Genomic DNA, 22,562 nt, shown 5'->3' on the forward strand with positions numbered 1-22,562 from the left:
CGCACGCGTCGATGTGCTCAGCGCCACGTCCGCGGTGTCGGCATGGCAGGCGTGTCCACGTCAGGGAGGCGGAGCCGCGCGTCTAGCATGCTCGGCCATGAACACAGTGGTGTACCTCGCACTCGTCCTCGCCGTGGTCGGCTGCGCCCTCGGCGTGGCAAGCCGGTTGGCACGGGCCGAAGGGCGTCTCGCGCGAGTCGAGCGCAAGCTCGACCTGATCATGGAGCATCTGGACCTGCGGGAGGACGTCGCGCGGATGGACGAGGTGACCGCACTGGTACGCGAGGGCAAGAAGATCCACGCCATCAAGGTGTACCGGGAGACCACCGGCGCCGGTCTCAAGGAGGCCAAGGAAGCGGTCGACAGGCTCGGTTAGGGCCGGTGCGGGCGCCGGTGCGGACTTCACCGCACCGGCGCCCCACCCCGCCCTCGCTACCGCACCGGCGCCTGCCGCGGTGCCGGGGCATGACCGGCCGGACGCGTCGTGAAGGTGCCCCGCCCCTGGGTGCGGCCGCGCAACCGGGTCGCGTAGCCGAACAGTTCGACCAGCGGCACGGTGGCGGTCACCGCCGTCGTGCCGCCCCGGGTCTCGGATCCGCTCACCCGGCCGCGCCGTGCGGCCAGATCGCCGAGGACAGCGCCGACCGCGTCGGCCGGCACCGTGACCGTCACCTCGGCGACCGGCTCCAGCAGGACCATCTCGCAGGCGCGCAGCGCCTCCCGCAGCCCCAGCCGGCCGGCGGTGCGGAACGCCGTGTCGGAGGAGTCCTTCACATGCGTGGCACCGTCGGTCAGCGTGACCCGCAGCCCCGTCACCGGATGCCCGTCGAGCGGGCCCTCGGCCAGGGCGTCCCGGCACCCGGCCTCCACCGCGCGGACGTACTCCTGCGGCACCCGCCCGCCGACCACGGCGGACCGGAACACGAAACCGGTGACGCCCGCTTCGGGGTCCAGCGGCTCCACGTCGAGCACGACATGGGCGAACTGCCCCGCCCCACCGTCCTGTTTGACGTGCCGGAACACGAACCCGCCGACTCCGCCCACGACGGTCTCGCGGTACGCCACCCGGGGGCGGCCCACGCCGACCTCCGGCCCTCCGGCACGGCGGATCTTCTCCACCGCGACCTCCAGGTGGAGTTCGCCCATCCCCGACAGCACGGTCTGCCCGGTCTCGGTGTCCGTCCGCACCACCAGGGAGGGGTCCTCCTCCGCGAGCCTCGCCAGCGCCGACGCCAGCCGTCCGGTGTCCGTGGCGCGCCGCGCCTCGACCGCCACGGACACCACGGGCTCGGCGGCCACGGGCGGTTCCAGGAGCAGCGGGGCGCCCGGGTCGCACAGCGTGGAGCCGGCCCTGGCCGACTTCACGCCCGCGAGTGCGACGATGTCACCGGCCACCGCCCGGTCGAGCCGGACGTGCCGATCGGCCATGACCCGCAGGATCCGTGCCACGCGCTCGGTGCGTCCGGTGCCCGGGTCCCGCACGGTGTCCCCCTTCTCGATCGTGCCCGAGTAGACGCGGACGTGGGCCAGCCGTCCCGTGGTGTGCGCGCTCACCTTGAACACCAGCCCCGCGAACGGTGCTTCGGCATCGGTGGCCCGCCGCTCCTCGGCGCCTTCGTGGACACCGCGCACGTCGGGCACGTCCAGTGGCGACGGCAGGTAGGCCACCACCGCGTCCAGCAGCGGTTCGATGCCGCGGTCGCGGTAGGCGGAGCCGCACAGCACGACCAGGCCGTCCCCGCTGTGGGTGAGGTCGCGCAGGGCCGCGTCGAGAGTGCCGGTGGAGAGCGTCTCGCGGTCGCAGAACTCCTCCAGCGCGGCCGGATGCAGTGCGGCGACCGCCTCCTCCAGCACGCGGCGGCGCCGTGCGGCCTCCTCCCGCAACGCTTCGGGCACCGGCCCCTCCGCGGCCGTATCCGCACCGTCGGGCCAGGTCAGGGATCGCATCCGCACCAGGTCGACCACGCCCGCGAAGGCGTCCTCGGCGCCGATCGGCAACTGGACGACGAGCGGGGACGGGTGCAGCCGTTCCCGGATGGAGTCGACGGCCCGGTCGAGGTCGGCGCCCGCGCGGTCCAGCTTGTTGACGAAAGCGATCCTGGGTACGCCGTGCCGGTCGGCCTGCCGCCACACCGACTCGCTCTGCGGCTCGACGCCGGCCACGGCGTCGAACACGGCGATCGCCCCGTCGAGGACGCGCAGCGAGCGCTCGACCTCGTCGGCGAAGTCGACGTGGCCGGGGGTGTCGATGAGGTTGATCCGGTGCCCGTCCCAGGCGCAGCTGACCGCGGCGGCGAAGATCGTGATGCCGCGGTCGCGTTCCTGCGGGTCGAAGTCGGTGACGGTGGTGCCGTCGTGCACCTCTCCCCGCTTGTGGGTGGTGCCCGTCGCGTACAGGATCCGCTCGGTGACGGTGGTCTTGCCGGCGTCGACGTGGGCGAGGATGCCGAGATTGCGGACGGCGGCGAGGGTGGTGGGGTCGGTGCGCACGGCCCAGGGCCTTTCGGGAGGTTCTGTTGAACAGGGCGGCGCGATCTCCCGTGCGCCGGGCGGACAGGACCGTACGGCGAGAACGGCCGTACGAAGGTGGCGGGTCGGCCGCTTGTCGGAGCGGTCTGCCGGGTGTCAGCGAGGCGTCACGGGCGTCCGGTACCGGCCGCGCAGCGGGCACCGGGCGGACGAGGACACCAGAATCACCTCGGTCCGCGCAGGGGGGACGACGACGGCGGTACGGTCACGCACGGCCCGGCTCCCCTCTTCCTCACACTTCGCGGACAGCGCCGCCGGCGGTGTCCGGTGCGGCGCGCGATGCTTCGGCGAGTGTAGGAAGAGGATCAGCCCGGCGCGTAGTGATTTTCTCCCGGCAGTACAGATGTGATCTGCGAAGTCAGCTCAAAAGAAGCCCAGTTGAGCGTTCGCCGCTACCTGACGGCCTGCCATCCGGCGACCGGTTCCAGGGCCCGGCCGAGTCGGTGGAGCCACTCCCCCGCGGTCCCCTCCACCCCGGGGTGCCCTTCCTGGAACGCGGCCCACTCCACGTCCCATCCGGCCACCGCGTCCGGACGAAGGGCGTCCGTGACAGGGTCCGCCGTCAAGCGGAAGACCTTCCGCAGCAGACGTGGTGACGGCAAGGCGCCCGTCGCCTCGGCGAGGAGCACCGCGTCGTACAGGTCCTTGCCCCGGGCCCGGCCGCCGTCCCTGGTGTCGGTGTGCAGCCACAGCAGCTTCCAGGCCAGGGACAGCTCCCGGCTCGCGGTCCGCACCGGCACCGGACGCCCGCCGCGGCCCGTCGGTACGAGGGTCCACACCGGGGGCTCGGGGAGCGTTTCGTCGCGGGCGAAGTCCAGGCGCACCTCGCCGGACGGCAGGCCCTCCGCGTGCCAGGGGACGAGCAGCCGTATCCCGGGGGTGTCGTAGTGCCGGTACGTCCACGTGCCGTCCACACGGGCCCCGGCCGCGTCGAGCCGGACCCCGGGGGCCGCGCCCGGGCGCCGGGCGAGGCGCTCGAGCAGGTCCAGGTACGGCGGGCCGGTCTCCACCGCGGCCTCGTCGGGCACCCAGGACAGTCCTTCGGGAGGCAGGACCGGGCGGCGGCCGTCGGTGCCGAACTCTTCGTACGTCCACATCTCGTACCGCGCGGCCCCGTCGGCCGCCTCGGGCCACTGCTGCACGGTCTCCAGCAGGTCGAGGTACGGATACGGGTCCAGCGGGTCGGCTCCGGCGGCGTCCTCCAGCACCACCCAGTCGAGGTCGGCGGGTTCACGGGCCGCGTCTCCCACCCAGGCGGGCATGACCATGCTTCCGCGCAGGACCAGGCTGCCGCTCCAGGGGGCGTCGGCGACGAGGGCCAGCACATGGTCGAGCGCGGCCCGGCGCACCGCGGCCGCCGACAGCGGCGGACAGCCCCCGGCCACCGTCGGGAACGGGTCGTCGGGCCCGCTGTCACCTGGTTCTGGGATCACGCGGCCGACCGTAGCGCGGGCCACTGACAAGCTCGGGATCACCGGTTCGCGGGCCGGCATCCGAGGCGCGCTCGTATGCTGTTGATGTACGGAGTTCACAACAATTCCGTCCACATGAGGGGACTTGCCCTGCCCGCGGCCGCCAACGGGACATAGGCTCGACGGGACAGGGGCGACGGTCGGGAGGGGGACCGCTCATGCGGAAGGTGAAGGTCGCGTACGGACAGGCCGGGGATCGTTCGCCAGGACGTCCGCGGCTGCTCTGACGATCCGTGCGCCGGCCGGTGAGCGCCCTTCGCGGCGGCACACCGGGAGTCGCACTCCCGCACGCCTTGCCCGGCCGGTACGCCGGCCCGGGGGAAGGCGCTCCGCCGCGCGGCCCGAGACGGCCCCGGACCCCGTACGTCTGTCCGCCGGCCGCGCGCGGCGCCGCCGCCCCACCTCAGGCCATCACCCAGTTCAAGGAAGTACTTCGTGAGCGAAATCGGCCCGGCCGGAAGAGTTCTGCCGGCGCGCCCCGGTGACCCGTCCCGCATAGGCCCGTACCGCATCGTCGGCCGTCTCGGCGCGGGCGGTATGGGCACCGTCCACGCCGGAGTGACCCCGGACGGTCTGCGCGTGGCGGTGAAGGTGGTCCACGCCGAGCAGGCCCAGGACCCGGAGTTCCGGGCCCGTTTCCGGCGCGAGGTGGAGCTGTCCTCGCGCGTCACCGGGCCGCACCTCGTCCCCCTGCTCGCCGCCGATCCCGACGCGCCGACCCCGTGGCTGTCGACCGCCTACGTTCCCGGGCCGACGCTGAACCAGCACGTGAGCGCCCAGGGACCGCTCACGGAAGGCAGCCTGTACGCCTTCGCGGCCGCCACCGCCCAGGCCCTGGCCGCCATCCACGCCGCCGGTGTGGTGCACCGCGACGTCAAGCCGCAGAACGTCCTCCTCACGTCCACCGGTCCCCGGGTGCTGGACTTCGGCATCGCGCACGCCGTCGACGGCACCAGCGTCACCCGCACCGGCATGATGACCGGCACGCCCGGGTGGATCAGCCCGGAGCAGTACCGGCAGGGCACCGCGGGTCCGGCGAGCGACGTGTTCACCTGGGGGGCTCTCGTCGCGTACGCGGCCACCGGACGGCTGCCGTTCGGGACCGGCGCGCCCGATGTGGTGGCCTTCCGCGTGATGTCCGGTGAGGCCGACCTGGACGGCATGCCCGCACCGCTGCGCGCGATCGTCGAGAGGGCACTGGCCCAGGCGCCCGGGGACCGCCCGACGGCCGCCCAGGCGGCCCAGGAGTGCGGGGTCCTGCTGGCCGCGCAGGTCACCCAGGTGGTGAGCACCGGCGCGATGCCGGCGACGGGTGCGGACATGGTCGCGGCCGTCTGGGACATGCCGACGGCGGACGGCCCCGTCTGGCACGTGCCGCCGGAGCGCGGCCGGTCGAGGAAGAAGCAGATCATCGGCGCGGTGGTCCTCACGGCGGGACTCGTGGGAGGCGTGGCCGGCGGAGTGGCGGCCCTGTTGCCCAAGGACACCGGGAAGAGGACGCACGCCTCGTCGACGGACTCGGCCTCCTCCTCCACGGCCGGTTCCGGACGGCCCTCCGCGAGTACCGCGAAGAGCGACGCGTCGGCGAAGCAGCAGACGGGGAGCGGCGGTTCGGCGACCGCGGCGAGCTGGAGCCAGGCGCGGGCGGCACAGGGCGCCGGCGAACACGACATGGCGCGCTCGATCCTGCACGACGAGGGGGTCGTCGCGCAGGAGATGAGCGACGGCGTCGACTTCTCTCCGGAGAGCGTGCGGTTCCACGAGACGCGGCGGGAGGTGTACCTCTCCTACCGGCTGACCTCGGACGAGGCGGCGAAGATGTACGCCGAGACCCAGATCGCCAAGAGCATGTGCCTCTCGGCACGGGATGCCGTCCTGCGTCTGCACCCGGATCTGCCGTACAGCAAGTTCGTCATGGTGAACGACGACAGCGGCCGGGATCCGGAAGTGACCTGGCAGGACGACTTCATCAGCAACGCGCAGTGCCGGTCGGCCGCCGACGACGGCAGCGGTCAGGGCTCGGACGGCGCCTCGCAGGGCTGGAAGCCGGACAAGGACGGCCTGGCGCAGGCGATGGTCCCCAGCACCGACAGGACCGAGTTCCGGGTCGCGGACGGCGCCGCCACGAAGATCATCGCGGGCACCAACGGCATGCGGGACACCCTGGGCACCGATCGCGTGGTCGGGAACGACGAGATCAAAGTCGGCTACGATCCGGGCAACTCGGCCATGTACGTGTGGTCGGACTACGGGCAGTGGAACCAGTCGCAGACCCAGTCCTGGGCGGACATGGCCGCGGGCAAGGCGTGCCGGGCCCTCGTGAACGAACGCGAGAGTGCGGGCAGCGCCTGGCCGTACACCCGCTACGCGGTCGCGGAGATCATCGGGAACGGCTACCGGATGGTCCGCTGGGGCACGGCGAAGACGTCGGCGGACTGCCCGGCGTAGGGCAGGCACGGAGGCACACGAAGAGGGCCCCGACCGTCGGATCGGGGCCCTCTTCGTTCTGGTGTCCGAGGGGGGACTTGAACCCCCACGCCCGATAAAGGGCACTAGCACCTCAAGCTAGCGCGTCTGCCATTCCGCCACCCGGACCAGGTGTCTGCCGCCCGGCCGGGGGTGTTCCCCGCGGCGACGAGACAACAATACCAAGGTTTCGGAGTGCGTTTCACCTGCGTATATCGGGGGCGGACGGTGGCGACACCGTGCCGTACGGATGGTGACCGGACAGTCGCGTTGGGCGCCCGCACGTGGTGGGGCCGCGCGCCGGACGGGGCGTCGCTCACGTCGCGCCGCGCTCCTGCGCCGGCGGCCGGGCGTGCCCGGTGTGCGTGCGCATCACACGCTGGGCGCGCTGCTCGTCCCGCTCGGCGATCGCGGTGACCAGCTCGCGGTGCTCGGTCCACGACTGCCGGCCGCGCCACCGGGCCACCGGGGGGTGGTACCAGCGGACCCGGCGGTCGACCTGCGCGGCCAGTTCCGCGAGGACCGCGTTCCCGGCCAGCTCCATCACCTTCGTGTGGAAGGCCGCGTCGAGGGCCACCGCACGGTCGACGTCCTCGGCCGCCACCGCCTTCTCACCTTCGTCGCAGAGCTCTTCGAGCACATCGACGCCGGAGCCGTCGGCGTGCGCCGCGGCAAGCCGGGCGGCCTCCGCCTCCAGGAGCGTGCGCACCGTGAGGAGCTGGTCGGCCTCCTCCTGCGTGGGTTCGTGGACGAACGCGCCCTGCGCGGGGCGCAGATCGACCCAGCCCTCGGTGGCCAGACGCTGGAGCGCCTCGCGCACCGGCTGCCGGGAGACACCGAGGCGCGCGGCGAGTTCGCTCTCCACGAGGTGCCGGCCGGGCCGGAGGGCGCGGGTGGTGATCAGCTCCAGCAGCGCCTCGTGGACACGGTCGCGCAGCGGGCCGGGCCGTTCCAGCCTGGGCGCGGCTCCCTGCGGCAGCCCGGTCGGCAACATCGGTCCCCCTCCTGGGCCGGCGGCCGTACACCGCCGGCCGCCCGCGTGCACGGTGGACTGCCCACTATGGGGTGTCCTCCGCCCGCCGTCGACGGCGGGCCTGAGCCGGAGGGGTGGGAGGCGGCCGCGTCACGCCGCCCCGCGCACCCGCGCGGAGGGCGTCACGGGCACCGTACGACCTGCCCCGCGTACGACAGGTTGCCGCCGAAGCCGAACAGCAGGGCCGCGTCGCCGCTGCGGACCGCGCCCTGCTCGATCAGCTTGGACAGCGCGAGGGGGATGCTGGCCGCGGAGGTGTTGCCGGAGTCGGTGACGTCGCGCGCGACGACCGCGTTGACCGCGCCGATCTTCCCGGCGAGCGGCTCGATGATGCGCAGGTTGGCCTGGTGCAGGACGACCGCGGCGAGTTCGGCGGGGTCGATGCCGGCCTTCTCGCAGGCGCGCCGGGCGATGGGCGGCAGCTGGGTGGTGGCCCAGCGGTAGACGCTCTGCCCCTCCTGGGCGAACCGGGGCGGTGTGCCCTCGATGCGCACCGCGTTGCCCATCTCCGGCACCGAGCCCCACAGCACCGGCCCGATCCCGGGCTCCTGTCCCGGTGCGCACGCCTCGACCACGGCGGCCCCCGCCCCGTCGCCGACCAGGACGCAGGTGGTGCGGTCGCTCCAGTCGGCGACCTCGGACATCTTGTCCGCGCCGATGACCAGTGCCCGGGTCGCCGCACCCGCCCGGACCGTGTGGTCGGCGGTGGCGAGAGCGTGCGTGAAGCCGGCGCAGACGACGTTGACGTCCATCGCGGCGGGCCGGGGGATGCCGAGGCGGGCGGCCACCCGGGCGGCGGTGTTCGGGGAGCGGTCGATCGCGGTGGAGGTGGCGACCAGGACCAGGTCGATGTCGTCCGGCGTGAGACCGGCTGCGGCCAGGGCCTTGGCGGCGGCGTGCGCGGCCAGCTCGTCCACCGGTTCGTCCGGGCCCGCGATGTGCCGGGTGAGGATGCCCACCCGGCTGCGGATCCATTCGTCACTGGTGTCGACCATCCCGGCCAGGTCGTCGTTGGTGAGCACCCTGGCGGGCTGGTAGTGGCCGACGGCGGCGATGCGCGAGCCGTTCATGACGTGGGTCCCCCTCGTTGCCGTGGGTAGCGGGATCCACCAGTCTGATCAGTGACTCGCGGGTACGGGGGCAGGCACAGCAACAGGAAACCGGCGCCGGAGTTGTCGCTTTCGGCAGACCCTCGGACGACCGAGGAGTTCGACGTGCGGGCGGCGGGTACCTGGGACGCGTCACGGCAGAGGGGGACGAGCACGGTGTGCGCCCACGGCGGACCGGGCGCACCGTCGCGCTCCGTGTGCAGGACAATGAGACCGTCGGGGTCACCTCGCCGCACGACGACGCGGTGCCCCGCGGCGACCTCGCCACAAGGGCCGATTCGGCTGCCAGAACGTACAGAACCGGGGCTGATCAGAGACATGGGACGAGTCACGGAACGCCGCAAGGTCCTCCGCATCCGCGACGGGGCCGTCTCCACCCGGCCGGACACGCTCGTCGCCGAGGAACCCCTGGAGATCCGGCTCGACGGCAGGCCGCTCGCCATCACCATGCGCACCCCGGGCGACGACTTCGCGCTGGCCGCGGGTTTCCTGGTGAGCGAGGGTGTGCTCGCGAGCGCGTCGGACCTGCAGAACATCGTCTACTGCGCCGGGGCGACCGCGGACGGCTCCAACACCTACAACGTGGTCGACGTGAAGACCGCGCCCGGTGTCGCCCTGCCCGAGTTCACCCTGGAGCGGAACGTCTACACGTCGTCCTCCTGCGGACTGTGCGGCAAGGCCAGCCTGGACGCCGTACGCACGACCACGCGCTGGCCCATCGCCGACACCCCTCCGCTCCGGGTCACCCCCGAGCTGCTGACCAGCCTGCCCGAGCGGCTGCGGGCCGCCCAGCGGGTGTTCGACCGCACCGGCGGTCTGCACGCGGCGGCCCTCTTCACCGAGGACGGGGAACTGCTCGACATAAAGGAGGACGTCGGCCGGCACAACGCGGTCGACAAACTGGTCGGCCGGGCCCTGCAGAACGGCGATCTCCCGCTGTCCCGGACGCTCCTGCTGGTCTCCGGCCGGGCCTCGTTCGAGCTGGCGCAGAAAGCGGTGATGGCGGGTATCCCGGTACTGGCCGCGGTGTCGGCGCCGTCCTCACTGGCGGTGGACCTGGCAGCGGAGACCGGCCTCACCCTGGTGGGCTTCCTGCGCGGCAGCTCGATGAACGTCTACGCGGGTGAGGACCGGATCGCCCTGCGGGAGGCAGCCGCCCGAGGCTGACGGGCGGGGTGGGCGGCCCCCGGCCGGCGCGGGTACCCGGTTCGGGTCCGCTCCGGCGAGGGTCAGGTCGGGCAGCGGGCTGGTGGCGGGGTCCACGGCAGGAGGGCGGCCTGGAGCTGACCGAGCGCACCATCGGGGGCCTTCCGGGCAACGGGCCTCGGGCGTTCCACCCCGATCGGCACGACCGGCGCACCCACGGCACGGAAAGCCGCGCCCGCGCCACGAACGGCGCGCCCACGGCACGGAAGGCGGCGTCGGCCCCTCGGCGGCGGCGAGGGCCTCGGCGCCTTCGTGGGGCTCCAGGGCAACGCGACGACACGGTCCATCGGGTCGACGAGGACGAGGGCGGTGCGCCGCGGATCGAGCGCGCCGGCAGCGGCCTTGACGGAACGTCAGCCACGATCATGACGGCACGTCAGCCTCCGTGATGTCGGAACGTCAGCCGCCCGTGCCGGATATCCGGGTCAACAGGGCCGTGAACTGCTCGCGTTCGACGGCCGACAGGGGGGCGAGCAGCTCGTCGTTGGCCGAACGGGCCGCCGCTTCGCAGCGGTCCAGGGTGCGGGCGCCGTCGTCGGTGAGGGACACGGCGTTCTTGCGCCGGTCCGCGGGGTCGGGGGCGCGTACGACGAGACCGGCGGACTGCAGGTCGTTCAGGATGCCGACGACGTCCTTGGGGTCCAGGCCCACACCGCGGCCGAGGTCGGCCTGGGCCACCGGGGCGAGGTCGCGGACCGCGGAGAGGACGACGTGGTGCCACATCTTCATGCCCTCGGCGGCGAGGGCGTCGGCGACCAGGGCGCGGCCCCGCGCGGCGGCCCGGCCGAGGAGCCAGCTGGGGAGGGAGCGGATCGCGGGCAGGGGTGCTTCGGCCATGACGGCAGCCTAACCGATAACCATTGGACTTCCCAACGAACTTCTCCTACCGTTGGGGCTCCCAACGAATTCATGGGTGTTTCCCATGAACCGATCGCCGGGTGCCCGGCAAGGAGGTCCGCGATGCGTCGCGTCCGGTACGAGTCCACCGGCGGCCCGCTGTTCCTGGAGGAGGCGCCCGTTCCCGAGCCCGGCCCCGGCGAGGTGCTGGTGCGCGTCGAGGCGGCCGGCGTCACCCTGCCGGTCGTCCGCAAGGTCACCGAGGCCGCGGAGCCGGTCCCGCTGGGCGGCGAGATCGCCGGCGAGGTGGTGGGCGCGGGGGAAGGGGTGACCCGCTTCCGCGCGGGCGACCGGGTGACCGGACTCTGCTTCGGCCACGGATACGCCGACTTCGCCCTGCTGCGGGAGTCCATGGCCTCCCCGGTGCCGGACGACGCGTCCGCCGTGGACGCGGTCGCACTGGTCCGCGGCGGACTGGTCGCCCTCGGGGCCCTGGACGCGGCCCGGCCCGCACCCGGCGAGTCGGTGCTGGTCACGGCCGCGGCGAGCGGTGTCGGGCACCTCGCGGTGCAGCTCGCGCGGATACGGGGTGCGGGCCGGGTGGTGGGTGCCGTGTCCGGCCCGGGCAAAGCGGACTTCGTCCGCTCCCTCGGTGCGGACGGCTGCGCGCTGTACGGCGACGCGCGCTGGGGCGAGCCGGTCGACTGCGTGCTGGACGCCGTGGGCGGCGACCTGCTCACCCCCGCCCTCGCCGCGCTCGCCCCGCACGGCCGGCTGGTCGCCTACAGCTCGGGAGGCGGCACGATCAAGGCGTACGACCTGCTGGTGGGCGCCAAGTCGGTGATCGGTTTCCAGATGGCCCTGATCGCCCGCGGCCGGCCGCAGCTGTACGAGCGGTGGCGGCAGGAGCTGTGGCGGCTGTTCGCCGACGGCGCGCTGCGGCCCTCGGTGCACGGGGAGTTCGCGCTGGAGGACGCGGCGAAGGCGCACGCGGTGGTCGAGGCCCGGGCCAACCTCGGCAAGGTCGTCCTGCGCCCGTGACCGCCCGCACGCTTCTTGTGGGGCGCGCGGGCCGCAACTACCTTCGATGGAGCGCACGTTGGACGTGGGATGTCCGGATGTCCAGTCGTCCGGCCGACGAAGGGCAGGTCGCACCGTGCCGTCAGGTCTTCGCGCCCGTACCGCCGCCGTACTCGCCACCGCCGCCCTCGCGGTGACCGCCCTGTTCGCGTCCCTCGCCCCGGCTCCCCCGGCGGCGGCCCAACCCTCGCGGGAGGCGCCCGAGTTCGAGCAACAGGTTCTCTTCAGGGCCTCCCAGGACCCCGGTTACGCCTGCTTCCGCATCCCGGCGGTCGTCCGGACCACCGACGGTACGCTGCTGGCCTTCGCCGAGGGGCGCGTCCTCAACTGCGGGGACGCGGCCGACATAGACACCGTGGTCAAACGCTCCACCGACGGCGGCCGCAGCTGGGGCCCGCTGCGGGTGGTCAACGAGGGCGTCGGGGACACCCACGGCAACCCGGCACCGGTCGTGGACCGCGACACCGGCCGGATCTGGCTGGCGGAGACCTACAACACGGGCCGTACGGACGGCGCGAGCTGCTCGGTCCCCTGCGACCGCACCCCGCATCTCCAGTACAGCGACGACGACGGACTGAGCTGGTCCGCGCCGCGCGACCTGAGCCCCGAGATCCTGCCCGCCGACTGGAACTCCTGGTACGCCACCGGGCCCGTGCACGGCGTCCAGCTCACCCGCGGCCGGTACGCGGGACGCCTGGTCTTCGGGGTCAACACCGAGACCTGGGACGGCAGCCGGGTCAGCGCCAACCACGCCGCGCTCGTCGTCAGCGACGACCACGGCGGCCACTGGCGGATCGGCGCGAGCGACACCTGGCCCATCGCCGCCGACGGCATTTTCCGGCAGAAGCCGTCCGAACTCACCCTCGCCGAACGCGCCGACGGCTCGGTCCTGGTCAGCGGCCGGGAGCAGGACGGCACCGACCTGGGCCACCGCACCCAGGCCGTCAGCCGGGACGGCGGCACCAGCTTCACCGCGCCCTTCCGCGACCTGCCCGACCTGTACGCCCCGCAGGTCCAGGGCTCGCTGCTGCGCCTCGGCGACCGCCTGCTGCTGGCCTGCCCCGGCGACCCGGACCGGCGCCGCACGATGATGATCCGGTCCTCGTACGACGGCGGCCGCACCTGGGAGGGGGCGGACCGCGGCACGGTCGTCGCCAGGGACTGGTCCGGCTACTCCGACCTGGTCCGCGCCGGCCGGGACACGGTCGGCCTGCTGTACGAGGGCGGTGCGGTGGACGCCCGCGACGAGATCCGCTTCGCCCGCTTCACCGAGGACTGGCTCGCGCCGCGCAGGGGCCCCGACCCGGTCACCGCCGACCTCGCCCGGCACGCACGGCCGGCCCTGGTGCTGGGCGGCGCCGCGGAGACGGACGGCGTGTCCGGGGCCGCGCTGGAGTTCGACGGCACCGACGACGCCGTACGCCTGCCGTACCGTGACGGGCTGCCGCTCGGGTCGGGGGACTTCACGGCGTCCCTCTGGTTCCGGTACACGGCCACGAGCGGGGAGCAGCCGCTGCTGTGGATGGGCGGCATCGGCACCAGCCAGCCGCAGGTGTGGGTGCGCGGCGAACCGGCGTCCGACCGGGTCCAGGGCCTGATCACGGTACGGGACAAAGCGGCGGCGCCGCGGACCGTGTCCGTGCGCACGGACACCGCGTACAACGACGGCGCCTGGCACCACCTGGTGCTGCGCCGGGGCGACGGCCGGCTGTCGCTGTCCGTCGACGGCACGCGGTCGTCCGTCGCCGACGTCCCGGGCTCCGTCAGCCGCAACTCGCCGTTCGGCGTGCACGTCGCTCAGCGCATGGACGGCCGCGCCTTCTTCACCGGGGCGATCGACGAGGTGCACGTGTGGGACCGGGCGCTCACGGACGAGGAGCTGGCGGCCCCGCGGCGGTCAGCGAAGGGCACGGTGCTGTGGCTGCCCCTGGACCGCGTGCGCGGCTGACTCCCCCGCCGGGTCCGGGGTCTCCTGCGGATCGCGGGCCCGGCGTTTGGCGATGACCGCGCACACCATCAGCTGCATCTGGTGGAAGAGCATCAGCGGCAGCACGGCCAGGGAGGCGTGGGCGCCGAACAGGACGCCGGCCATCGGCAGGCCGGAGGCGAGGGACTTCTTCGACCCCGCGAACTGGATGGCGATGCGGTCCTCCCGGCCGAACCCGAGCGCCCTGGCGCCGTACCAGGTCAACAGGAGCATGACGGCCAGCAGCACCGCCTCGACGGCGAGCAGCGCGGCCAGCCGTACGGCGCTGACCTGGTGCCAGATGCCGCGGGTCATGCCCTCGCTGAAGGCGGTGTACACGACCAGCAGGATCGAGCCGCGGTCGACGAGCCCGAGGATCTTCTTGTGCCGGGTGACGAAGCCGCTGATCCAGGGGCGCAGCAGCTGCCCCGCGAGGAACGGCGCCAGCAGCTGGAGCACGATCTTCACCAGCGAGTCGGCGGAGAACCCGCCGCCGCCGTTGCCGAGCAGCACCGCCGCGAGCAGCGGGGTCAGGAGGATGCCGACGAGGGACGAGAAGGAGCCCGCGCAGATCGCCGCGGGCACGTTTCCGCGGGCGATCGAGGTGAACGCGATGGACGACTGGATCGTGGACGGCACCAGGGTGAGGAACAGCAGGCCCTGGTAGAGGGGCTGGGTCAGCAGGGCCGGCACCAGTCCGCGCGCGGCCAGGCCGAGCAGCGGGAAGACGACGAAGGTGCAGATCAGCACGGTGCCGTGAAGACGCCAGTGCTTGAGCCCGTCCAGCGCCTCACGGGTGGAGAGACGGGCGCCGTAGAGGAAGAAGAGGAAGGCGATCGCGGCCGTGGAGGCGCCCGAGGCCACGTCGGCGCCGACACCGCTGGCCGGGAGGAGCGCCGCGAGGCCCACCGTCCCGAGCAACAGGACGATGTACGGGTCGATCGGCATCCAACTCGGCCGGCGAAGACGTGTCACGGTGCTCCGATTGCTGTGCGGGTCTGTGCGTGTCCGCGTGTGTCGTGCGGTCCCGGGGCCCCAGGGTCCCTCTCCATGGTCCTCCGCCGGTCGCCGATCGGGAAACCCGCACACCACTCTGACTGTCATCGTGTTTCGTGATGGGCGGGTAGGCTCGGGAGGCGTGTACGAGCCGACGCATCTGCGTACGTTCCTCGCGGTGTCCCAGACGCTGAGCTTCACCCAGGCCGCCGCGCGGCTGGGGCTGCGCCAGTCCACGGTCAGCCAGCATGTGCGCCGGCTGGAGGACGCGGCCGGCCGGCAGCTGTTCTTCCGGGACACCCACTCGGTGGAGCTGACCGAGGACGGCGAGGCGATGCTGGGCTTCGCCCGCCGGCTGCTGGAGGTGCAGGAGCAGGCGGCGGCCTTCTTCACCGGCACGCGCGTGCGGGGCCGGCTGCGGTTCGGCGCCTCGGAGGACTTCGTGCTCACCCGGCTGCCGGAGATCCTCGAGGGCTTCCGTCACGATCATCCCGAGGTCGACCTTGAGCTGACGGTGGAGCTCTCGGGCATCCTGCACGAGCGGCTGGCCGCCGGGAAGCTGGACCTCGTGCTGGCCAAGCGGCGCCCCGAGGACGCCCGCGGCGAGCTGGTCTGGCGCGACGACCTCGTGTGGATCGGCGCGGAGCGACTGCGCCTGGACCCGGACCGGCCCGTGCCGCTGATCGTGTATCCGCCGCCCGGCCTCACCCGGGCCCGTGCGCTGGAGGTTCTGGAGCGGCAGGGCCGGGACTGGCGCATCGCGTGCACGAGCGGCAGCCTCAACGGGCTGATCGCGGCGGCCCGCGCCGGCCTCGGGGTGATGGCCCACTCCCGGCGGCTGATCCCGCCCGGTCTGGTCCGGCTGCCCGACCGGGCCGGCCTGCCGGATCTGGGCAAGGTCGACTTCGTCCTGGTGCACGGCAGACGCCGCGACACGACGGAGGGCGCCGCCCACGCCCTGGCGGCCGCGATCCTCTCCGGCGGCGCACGCCTGCGTCGGCACAGCGACTGACCGGCGCCGACGGCCGAGGAGACCACCACGCCTTTCCTGGGCCGCTACGCCGTAATCGGCGCGTACAGATTCGGTGGAGATTACGGTGCCGAAACTTACTGACCCGTCAGTATTGTGTCCGTCCCTTCCCCATGTGGGGGCATTTTCCGGCCACCGTGCTGGGAAAACGTGAGGTTTGCTAGGTTTCCGACCCCCTCCCGCCCGGCGGAACCGTGGGGTAGCTTTCACGGCGCTGTGCCGAGCGTCACGGGCGTGCCCATGCAGCGAGGATCGGGGAGCGAGGTTTTGCGCGAGTTCACCAACCCGCCGTTGGCGTCGGGGCCGCCGGTGGGCGGTCTGGCCGACGTCGTCTTCGACCATGCCCTGACGGACCCGCTGCGTATCGCGCTCGGCCGTAAGGACACCGCCGGACAGTGGCGCGATGTGACCGCCGCGGAGTTCCGCGACGAGGTCATGGCCCTCGCCAAGGGCCTCCTCGCCGGCGGCATCCGATTCGGCGACAGGGTCGCCATCATGTCCCGCACCCGCTACGAGTGGACCCTGTTCGACTTCGCCCTGTGGTCGATCGGCGCCCAGGTGGTGCCGATCTATCCGACCTCGTCGGCCGAGCAGTGCTTCTGGATGCTCTACGACGCCGAGGTGTCGGCGGCGGTCGTGGAGCACGAGGACCACGCGATGACCATCGCCACGGTCATCGACCGGCTGCCCCAGCTGCGCCGGCTCTGGCAGCTCGACGCGGACTGTGTGCAGGAGCTGTACGACGCCGGGGCGCACGTCGACGACGAGGTGGTGCACCGGCACCGGCAGGCGGTCACCCCCGACTCCGTCGCGACGATCATCTACACCTCGGGCACCACAGGCCGCCCCAAGGGCTGCGTCCTGTCCCACGCGAACTTCATGTTCGAGGCGGACACGATGATCCACCGGTGGGAGCCGGTGTTCCACACGAAGAAGGACAGCGAGGCGTCCACGCTGCTGTTCCTGCCGCTCGCGCACGTCTTCGGGCGGATGGTGGAGGTCGCCGCCATCCGGGGCGGGGTCCGCTTCGGCCACCAGCCGCAGCTGCACGCCGCCGCCCTGCTGCCGGACCTGGCCGCGTTCAAGCCGACCTTCATCCTCGCCGTGCCGTACATCTTCGAGAAGGTGTTCAACGCGGCCCGCCGGAAGGCGGAGAAGGAGGGCAGATCGGGCCCGTTCGAGAAGGCGGTCGACATCGCCGTCAAGTACGCCGAGGCCGTCGAGGCCAAGGCGTGGGGCACCGGGCCCGGCCCGTCGGCGGGACTGCGCATGCAGCACCAGCTCTTCGACAAGCTCGTCTACTCCAAGGTGCGGGCGGCGATGGGCGGCCGGATCCGCAACGCGATGTCGGGCGGCTCCGCGATGGACCGCCGGATGGGACTGTTCTTCGCGGGCGCCGGCGTGCAGATCTACGAGGGCTACGGCCTGACGGAGTCGACGGCCGCCGCCACCGCGAATCCGCCCGAACGCACCCGCTACGGCAGCGTCGGCCAGGCGATCCCCGGCGTGAGCGTGCACATCGCCGACGACGGGGAGGTCTGGCTGCGCGGCGGCAACGTCTTCCAGGGCTACCTCAACAACCCGAAGGCCACCGACGGGACGCTGCACGACGGCTGGCTGGCCACCGGCGACCTCGGCGTGCTGGACGAGGACGGCTATCTGACGATCACCGGCCGCAAGAAGGAGATCCTGGTCACCTCCGGCGGCAAGAGCGTCTCACCGGGCGTGCTGGAGGAGCGGGTCCGCGAGCATCCGCTGGTCAACCAGTGCATCGTCGTCGGAAACGACCGCCCTTACATCGCCGCCCTGGTCACCCTCGACCAGGAGGCCGTGGAGCACTGGCTCCAGATGCGCGGCAAGCCGGGGATGCCGCCGGCCCAGCTGGTGCACGACGCGGACCTGGAGACGGAGGTGCGGCGTGCGGTGGTCGCCGCGAACACCCTCGTCTCGCAGGCCGAGTCGATCCGCACCTTCCGCATACTGGCCCAGCCGTTCACCGAGGAGCACGGTCTGCTGACCCCCTCGCTGAAGCTGAAGCGCAAGGCGATCGAGAAGGCGTACGAGAACGAGGTCGACGCGCTGTACCGGTCCTGACGCATCCGGGTTCGCACCGGCCGATCGCGGCGTCAGGAATGCATCGCGGGCCGTGATCGTTGACGATAGGTGTACCACCTGTAGACAACCGAAGGATCAAGAAGCTCGTGAGCAGCAAGGTCCCCCCGATCATCCTCAACAACGGCGTCGAGATGCCCCAGCTGGGCTTCGGCGTATGGCAGGTGCCGGACGACGAGGCCGAGCGGGCCGTCGCCACGGCACTGGAGGCCGGGTACCGCAGCATCGACACAGCGGCGATCTACGGCAACGAAGAGGGCACCGGCAAGGCGATCGCCGCCTCCGGCCTGCCCCGCGAGGACATCTTCGTCACCACCAAGCTCTGGAACAGCGACCAGGGGTACGACGCCACGCTGCGCGCCTTCGACGCGTCGCTGGAGCGGCTGGGTCTCGACTACCTGGACCTGTACCTGATCCACTGGCCGCTGCCGTCCCGGGACACCTACGTCGACACCTACAAGGCGTTCGAGAAGCTGCACGCCGACGGCCGGATCCGGGCCGTCGGTGTGTCCAACTTCCTCCCCGAGCACCTGCGGCGCCTGATCTCCGAGACCTCCGTGGTCCCGGCGGTCAACCAGATCGAACTGCACCCGCACCTGCAGCAGCACGCCTCGCGCGAGCTGCACGCGGAGCAGGGAATCGCCACCGAGGCCTGGTCCCCGCTCGGCCAGGGCAGGGGCCTGCTGGAGGTGCCGGCGATCGTCGCGATCGCGCAGAAGCACGGCCGGACGCCGGCCCAGGTCGTGCTGCGCTGGCACGTCCAGCTCGGCAACGTCGTCATCCCGAAGTCCGTGACGCCGTCCCGGATCGAGGAGAACATCCAGGTCTTCGACTTCAGCCTGGACGACGAGGACCTCGCGGCGATCAGCGCCCTGAACGAGGACCGGCGCCTGGGTCCCGACCCGGCCGCGTTCGACATGGCCTGAGGCCGCGGGAATCAGAGAGATCACACCGTGCGCCCCGCCGGCCCGGCGGGGCGCACGGCCGTGTCCGGTTCACTCCACCCGCGCGTCCGTGTGCACGACCTCGAACTCCTCCAGGCAGACCACCGTCACGTGCGCCTTGGCCGCGCCCTCGTGCCGGGCCGCCGCCTGGCCCGCGCGGGACGCCGCGAGGTGGCGGCGGTCGGAGAAGACCGTGCCGACCAGCCCGCGTCCGTGCTCCCGGTCCAGGAACAGGACCGCTCGCGCCAGGCCGGGCAGCGTCTCGTAGCGGGGCACCACACTGGAGTGGAACGTGTCGGCGAACAGGTCGGCGTCCACCGGTTCGAACTCCACCCGGCTCAGGCGCAGTCCGCCGCCCGCGGTGGGGTGCTCGATGGAGTGGAAGACGGCGACCTCGTAGTTCTCGACCGCGACGGTGCCCGCGAAGGGTTCCAGCAGAGCGGGCCGGCGCTCGCGCATCACCTCGTCGCTGTTGTGCCGGGCCTCTTCGGAGTCCCACCAGCTCACCGTGAGCAGCTTCCCGAGTTCGCGGTCGACGTAGACGTCCGCGCCCCGGTAGCCGGGCCGCTCCTCGAGCAGGTCGCGTCCCTCGGAGTTGATGGCCCGGATCGCCGTGTCCAGCTCGGCCGGATCGCCGGTCGCGTACACCGTGCGTACGAACATGGAACCCCTCGCCTCCCGGTGCGGTGACCACTGACAGGGTCGGACACTTCCGGAACATCCGGTGCATCCACTCTTGCCCAAGTCACAATTCGCCGCAATCCGCGCCGGTTTCGCGACTTCACCCCCAAGGGTTGACGCGAACATGCAAGCAGGGCCATTTTGTACGACACTCGGTAAGGAAACTTTCCTAACAGAAGGGTCCCCCACAGTGCGTCTTCGATCACTGACCCTCACCGCGGCTTCCGGGGCCGCCCTGCTCGCCGCCGGGGTCCTCCCCGCGAACGCGGCGGCGACCTCGGCGCCCGGAACCACCCCCGCGTCCGCTCAGGAAGGCACCGTCAGCGCGTCCGACCTGCTCGCGAAGGTGACGTCCTGCTCCCAGATCTCCAACGGCAAGTACAAGACGGACGACGAGACCTCGGCCACGGTGCCCGTGTGCGGCAAGAACGGCGCGGTGTTCTGGAAGGCCGACATGGACATCGACTGCGACGGCCAGCGCACCGCCAACTGCAACGAGGACCGCGACCCCTGGTACCAGGACGACACCGCCTTCCACCAGTCCGACGGCAAGCCGCTGAAGGCCGAGTCGCTGCCGTACGTGGTGGTGCCCAGCTCCAGCAGCATCTGGAACTACTCCGGCGCGGGCATCAAGGGCGGCGGTGTCGTCGCCGTGATCTACAACAACAAGGTCGAGTACGCCGTCGTCGGCGACACCGGGCCCACGAAGATCATCGGGGAGGCGTCGTACGCCACGGCCAAGGCGCTCGGCATCGACTCCGACCCGGCCACCGGCGGTGTCGACTCGGGCGTGACGTACATCCTCTTCAAGAACTCCAAGGTGTCCCCCATCGAGAACCACGGCGCGGCGGTGACCCTCGGGGACCAGCTGGCCAGGCAGTTCCTGCGGAACAACTGAGGTCCGCGTACGTCAGTTGGGCTGTCCCAGCGGGCGTACGACCACGGTGTTGACGTCGACCCCGGCCGGCTGCCGGATCGCCCAGAGGACCGAGTCGGCGATCTGGTCGGCGGTGAGGAGATGCCCCGGCGGCAGGCTGCCCAGGCCGTCCCAGAACGGGGTCTCCACCCGGCCGGGGGCGACCAGGGTCACCCCGATCCCGAACTCGGTGACCTGCCGCCGGGTGTTCTCGGCGAGTCCGGTGACGGCCCACTTGGTGGCGCCGTAGATGTTGCCGGGTGTGTTCACGAACCCGGCGACGCTGCCCACCAGCACGATCCGGCCGCGGGTCTCCTTCAGCGCGTCCACGGAGGCGCGGATGAGGAGGGCCGGACCGAGGACGTTGGTGAGCACCATCTCGGTCCAGCCGGCCGGGTCGCCGTCGGCGACGGAGTCGTGGGTGGCGACGCCGGCGTTCGCGACGACGGTGTCGAGCCGGCCGTACGCCTCCAGCGTGCGGCCGACCGCGCCCCGCACGTCGTCGTACGCCGACGCGCTGCCGACGGCCGTCAGCAACCCGTCGGGGTTCCCCAGCTCCTCGGCGAAGGCCCGCAGCCGTTGCTCCCCGCGCCCGGTGACGGTGACCCGGTACCCGGCGTCCAGCAACTGCCGCGCGACGGCGGCCCCGATACCGCTGCCTCCACCGGTGACGAGCGCGACCGGAGAGTCGTTCATGTCTTCCCCCTGTGTGTCGGTGAACTCCGCCCAGCCCACCACTTGAAGAGCACTCGAAGTCAAGTGCGGGTCGCGCGCGGCGCTACGGGACGTCGGCGCCGGCGGGCCCGGCCGCCTCCCGGCACGACATTGCCGGGGGCGGCACGGTGATGACGGCCACCGCCCCGCCCGGCTGGGCCCCGCACGAGCGCCTGGGGCGCCGGGCGGCCGGGGCACAGACGCCGGATGGGTCGGCCGTGCGCAGCACCGGCCCGCACACCGCGGAGGCCGGGTCGGGCCGGCACCTTCCGCCAAGCCCCTGGCCGGGCCGGGCCCGTCAGTGTGGGCAATGAGTGCCGTCGTGAGCCGGGCGGCCCGCGGCGTGCGACGGCATCGGCCGGGTGGCCAGGGCGGAGCTTCGTGCCGGGCCCGGCGGGCCGGAACCGCCGGGCGCAGCGGGAGCAGCACCGTGACCCGAGTGGCGGCCCCAGGCGGACAGGAGAGGACGCGCACCCCCTGCGTACCGAACCAGCAGCACCGCCGGGCATGGCGCGAGAAGCGCCCCCGCCCGGCAGGGCAGGGGCGGTCAGAGGGGGCGTACTGCCGTGTGGACCGTGTAGGCGCTCAGGATGAAGGCGTCCGGCCTGTGGTGGACGCTCGCCGGGTCGGTCGGGTCGAGCAGGCGGTCCAGGGTGGCGAGGTCGTCGGCGTCGAGTCCGTCGCCGATGCCGTCGCGCAGCCGGGCCAGGTGCGAGGCGATGTAGGCGCGCGCCCGGTCGCCGAGCGGGGCCGGGAGGTCGAGCAGGAAGCTGCGGGTGCGGGCGTGCCGGAGCCCGGCGGCGGTCAGCAGGGCCGGCCAGTCCTCGACCTCCGCGACGGAGCCGGGCAGGTCGGCCCGCATCCGGGCGAACCACTCCTCCTCCAGCACGTCGATCCGCGCGGACAGCCCGGGGCGGCCGATGCCGATGTCCCGGGGCAGGAAGCGGCTGGGCAGGCCGCCTTCGAGGAGGGCCAGCGTGCCGCCGGGCGCCAGCCGCTCGGCGAACGCGGTGAGCCCGGCGCGCTGGTCGCCGAGGTGGTGCAGACTGCGGCTGGCCCACAGCAGGTCGGCCGGGTAGTTCAACTCGCCCAGCACGCCCGGAAGTTCACCGGTCAGGGTGTCGAAACGGTCGGCGACGCCCTGCCGGGCGGCCCGGGCACGGGCTCGCTCCAGCAGCGGACCCGCACTGTCGACGGCGACGACGCGGGCGCCGGGGAACGCCTCGGCGAACAGGCACGAGACGACTCCGGGGCCACTGCCCGCGTCCACGACGAGCCCCGGCTCCGTCACCTCCTTGGCGAGCCAGGCCATGGCCCGCTCGTAGACGGGCGAGAACAGTTCCGCCTGCGTCTCCAGCAGGGAGCCCATCTCACCCCAGTCGATGTCCGTGCCCGAGCCGTGCCCGTGGCCGTGCCGGTGGCCGTGGGCGGATCGGTGCTCGGTGTCGTGGTGGTCGTGCGCCATGTGGGC

The 22,562-nt window shown here is 72.7% G+C and carries 18 protein-coding genes and 1 tRNA gene; 9 read left to right on the plus strand and 10 right to left on the minus strand.

The annotated features are described in order from the left end of the window. The first annotated feature begins 97 nt into the window (after positions 1–97). Entirely contained in the window at positions 98–376 is a 279-nt protein-coding gene (locus BLW57_RS08180; protein ID WP_093473284.1) for a ribosomal protein L7/L12, read from the plus strand. Between the two features lie 56 nt (positions 377–432). Here BLW57_RS08180 and fusA read toward each other — a convergent pair whose 3' ends face one another. After that, complete coding sequence (gene fusA / locus BLW57_RS08185; RefSeq protein ID WP_093473286.1) at positions 433–2,490, minus strand: elongation factor G; 2,058 nt, start codon at positions 2,488–2,490, stop codon at positions 433–435. Positions 2,491–2,921: 431 nt separating this feature from the next. Continuing rightward, on the minus strand, positions 2,922–3,962 hold the full coding sequence (locus tag BLW57_RS08190) for a nucleotidyl transferase AbiEii/AbiGii toxin family protein (RefSeq protein ID WP_256339427.1): 1,041 nt from the start codon (positions 3,960–3,962) through the stop codon (positions 2,922–2,924). Between the two features lie 474 nt (positions 3,963–4,436). Here BLW57_RS08190 and BLW57_RS08195 point away from each other — a divergent pair, with 474 nt between their 5' ends. After that, positions 4,437–6,449, plus strand: coding sequence for a serine/threonine-protein kinase (locus BLW57_RS08195; RefSeq protein ID WP_093473289.1), 2,013 nt, complete (start codon positions 4,437–4,439; stop codon positions 6,447–6,449). A 59-nt stretch (positions 6,450–6,508) separates the two neighbouring features. On the opposite strand, the gene BLW57_RS08200 is transcribed toward BLW57_RS08195, so the two are convergent. From BLW57_RS08200 to BLW57_RS08210, 3 genes are all read right to left on the minus strand, one after another. Further along, positions 6,509–6,596: transfer RNA gene (locus tag BLW57_RS08200), tRNA-Leu, on the minus strand. Between the two features lie 187 nt (positions 6,597–6,783). Next, positions 6,784–7,461: a GntR family transcriptional regulator gene (locus tag BLW57_RS08205; RefSeq protein ID WP_093473291.1), complete on the minus strand. Its 678-nt coding sequence runs from the start codon at positions 7,459–7,461 to the stop codon at positions 6,784–6,786. 161 nt (positions 7,462–7,622) lie between these two features. Continuing rightward, entirely contained in the window at positions 7,623–8,570 is a 948-nt protein-coding gene (locus BLW57_RS08210; RefSeq protein ID WP_093473292.1) for a beta-ketoacyl-ACP synthase III, read from the minus strand. 357 nt (positions 8,571–8,927) lie between these two features. On the opposite strand from BLW57_RS08210, the gene fdhD reads away from it, so the two are divergent. Next, positions 8,928–9,776, plus strand: coding sequence for a formate dehydrogenase accessory sulfurtransferase FdhD (gene fdhD / locus BLW57_RS08215; protein ID WP_093473294.1), 849 nt, complete (start codon positions 8,928–8,930; stop codon positions 9,774–9,776). Positions 9,777–10,214: 438 nt separating this feature from the next. On the opposite strand, the gene BLW57_RS08220 is transcribed toward fdhD, so the two are convergent. Continuing rightward, positions 10,215–10,652 (minus strand): MarR family winged helix-turn-helix transcriptional regulator, encoded by a 438-nt coding sequence (locus BLW57_RS08220; protein ID WP_093473295.1) that lies wholly within the window; start codon positions 10,650–10,652, stop codon positions 10,215–10,217. Positions 10,653–10,775: 123 nt separating this feature from the next. On the opposite strand from BLW57_RS08220, the gene BLW57_RS08225 reads away from it, so the two are divergent. After that, the gene (locus BLW57_RS08225) at positions 10,776–11,693 is read left to right on the plus strand and encodes a quinone oxidoreductase family protein (RefSeq protein ID WP_093473297.1); all 918 of its coding nucleotides are present in this window, start codon (positions 10,776–10,778) and stop codon (positions 11,691–11,693) included. A gap of 115 nt (positions 11,694–11,808) precedes the next feature. Continuing rightward, entirely contained in the window at positions 11,809–13,680 is a 1,872-nt protein-coding gene (locus BLW57_RS08230; RefSeq protein WP_093473298.1) for a sialidase family protein, read from the plus strand. On the opposite strand, the gene BLW57_RS08235 is transcribed toward BLW57_RS08230, so the two are convergent. Continuing rightward, positions 13,630–14,646, minus strand: coding sequence for a bile acid:sodium symporter family protein (locus BLW57_RS08235; protein WP_176985913.1), 1,017 nt, complete (start codon positions 14,644–14,646; stop codon positions 13,630–13,632). The genes BLW57_RS08230 and BLW57_RS08235 overlap by 51 nt on opposite strands. A gap of 190 nt (positions 14,647–14,836) precedes the next feature. Between BLW57_RS08235 and BLW57_RS08240 the strand changes: the two genes are divergently transcribed. The 3 genes from BLW57_RS08240 to BLW57_RS08250 all read left to right on the plus strand — a co-directional run bounded on the left by BLW57_RS08240 (position 14,837) and on the right by BLW57_RS08250 (position 18,762). Next, positions 14,837–15,706, plus strand: coding sequence for a LysR substrate-binding domain-containing protein (locus tag BLW57_RS08240; protein ID WP_093473301.1), 870 nt, complete (start codon positions 14,837–14,839; stop codon positions 15,704–15,706). Between the two features lie 285 nt (positions 15,707–15,991). Further along, the gene (locus BLW57_RS08245; protein ID WP_093473303.1) at positions 15,992–17,818 is read left to right on the plus strand and encodes an AMP-dependent synthetase/ligase; all 1,827 of its coding nucleotides are present in this window, start codon (positions 15,992–15,994) and stop codon (positions 17,816–17,818) included. A gap of 107 nt (positions 17,819–17,925) precedes the next feature. Continuing rightward, positions 17,926–18,762: an aldo/keto reductase gene (locus BLW57_RS08250; protein ID WP_093473304.1), complete on the plus strand. Its 837-nt coding sequence runs from the start codon at positions 17,926–17,928 to the stop codon at positions 18,760–18,762. 69 nt (positions 18,763–18,831) lie between these two features. On the opposite strand, the gene BLW57_RS08255 is transcribed toward BLW57_RS08250, so the two are convergent. Next, complete coding sequence (locus tag BLW57_RS08255; RefSeq protein ID WP_093473306.1) at positions 18,832–19,443, minus strand: antibiotic biosynthesis monooxygenase; 612 nt, start codon at positions 19,441–19,443, stop codon at positions 18,832–18,834. Positions 19,444–19,651: 208 nt separating this feature from the next. On the opposite strand from BLW57_RS08255, the gene BLW57_RS08260 reads away from it, so the two are divergent. After that, entirely contained in the window at positions 19,652–20,359 is a 708-nt protein-coding gene (locus tag BLW57_RS08260) for a glycoside hydrolase family 75 protein (RefSeq protein WP_093473307.1), read from the plus strand. Positions 20,360–20,371: 12 nt separating this feature from the next. Here BLW57_RS08260 and BLW57_RS08265 read toward each other — a convergent pair whose 3' ends face one another. After that, complete coding sequence (locus BLW57_RS08265) at positions 20,372–21,073, minus strand: SDR family oxidoreductase (protein WP_093480591.1); 702 nt, start codon at positions 21,071–21,073, stop codon at positions 20,372–20,374. A gap of 565 nt (positions 21,074–21,638) precedes the next feature. Beyond that, positions 21,639–22,556 (minus strand): class I SAM-dependent methyltransferase, encoded by a 918-nt coding sequence (locus tag BLW57_RS08270; RefSeq protein ID WP_093473309.1) that lies wholly within the window; start codon positions 22,554–22,556, stop codon positions 21,639–21,641. Positions 22,557–22,562: the final 6 nt, after the last annotated feature.

It is taken from the genome of Streptomyces sp. 1222.5 (assembly GCF_900105245.1).
GTDB classification, from domain to species: Bacteria; Actinomycetota; Actinomycetes; order Streptomycetales; family Streptomycetaceae; genus Streptomyces; species Streptomyces albidocamelliae.

Coding starts and splice junctions, on each gene's coding strand:
- BLW57_RS08180 (WP_093473284.1), top strand. CDS start 98: ATGAACACAGTGGTGTACCTCGCACTCGTCCTCGCCGTGGTCGGCTGC.
- BLW57_RS08205 (WP_093473291.1), bottom strand. CDS start 7,461: ATGTTGCCGACCGGGCTGCCGCAGGGAGCCGCGCCCAGGCTGGAACGG.
- BLW57_RS08210 (WP_093473292.1), bottom strand. CDS start 8,570: ATGAACGGCTCGCGCATCGCCGCCGTCGGCCACTACCAGCCCGCCAGG.
- fdhD (WP_093473294.1), top strand. CDS start 8,928: ATGGGACGAGTCACGGAACGCCGCAAGGTCCTCCGCATCCGCGACGGG.
- BLW57_RS08220 (WP_093473295.1), bottom strand. CDS start 10,652: ATGGCCGAAGCACCCCTGCCCGCGATCCGCTCCCTCCCCAGCTGGCTC.
- BLW57_RS08225 (WP_093473297.1), top strand. CDS start 10,776: ATGCGTCGCGTCCGGTACGAGTCCACCGGCGGCCCGCTGTTCCTGGAG.
- BLW57_RS08235 (WP_176985913.1), bottom strand. CDS start 14,646: ATGCCGATCGACCCGTACATCGTCCTGTTGCTCGGGACGGTGGGCCTC.
- BLW57_RS08255 (WP_093473306.1), bottom strand. CDS start 19,443: ATGTTCGTACGCACGGTGTACGCGACCGGCGATCCGGCCGAGCTGGAC.
- BLW57_RS08265 (WP_093480591.1), bottom strand. CDS start 21,073: ATGAACGACTCTCCGGTCGCGCTCGTCACCGGTGGAGGCAGCGGTATC.
- BLW57_RS08270 (WP_093473309.1), bottom strand. CDS start 22,556: ATGGCGCACGACCACCACGACACCGAGCACCGATCCGCCCACGGCCAC.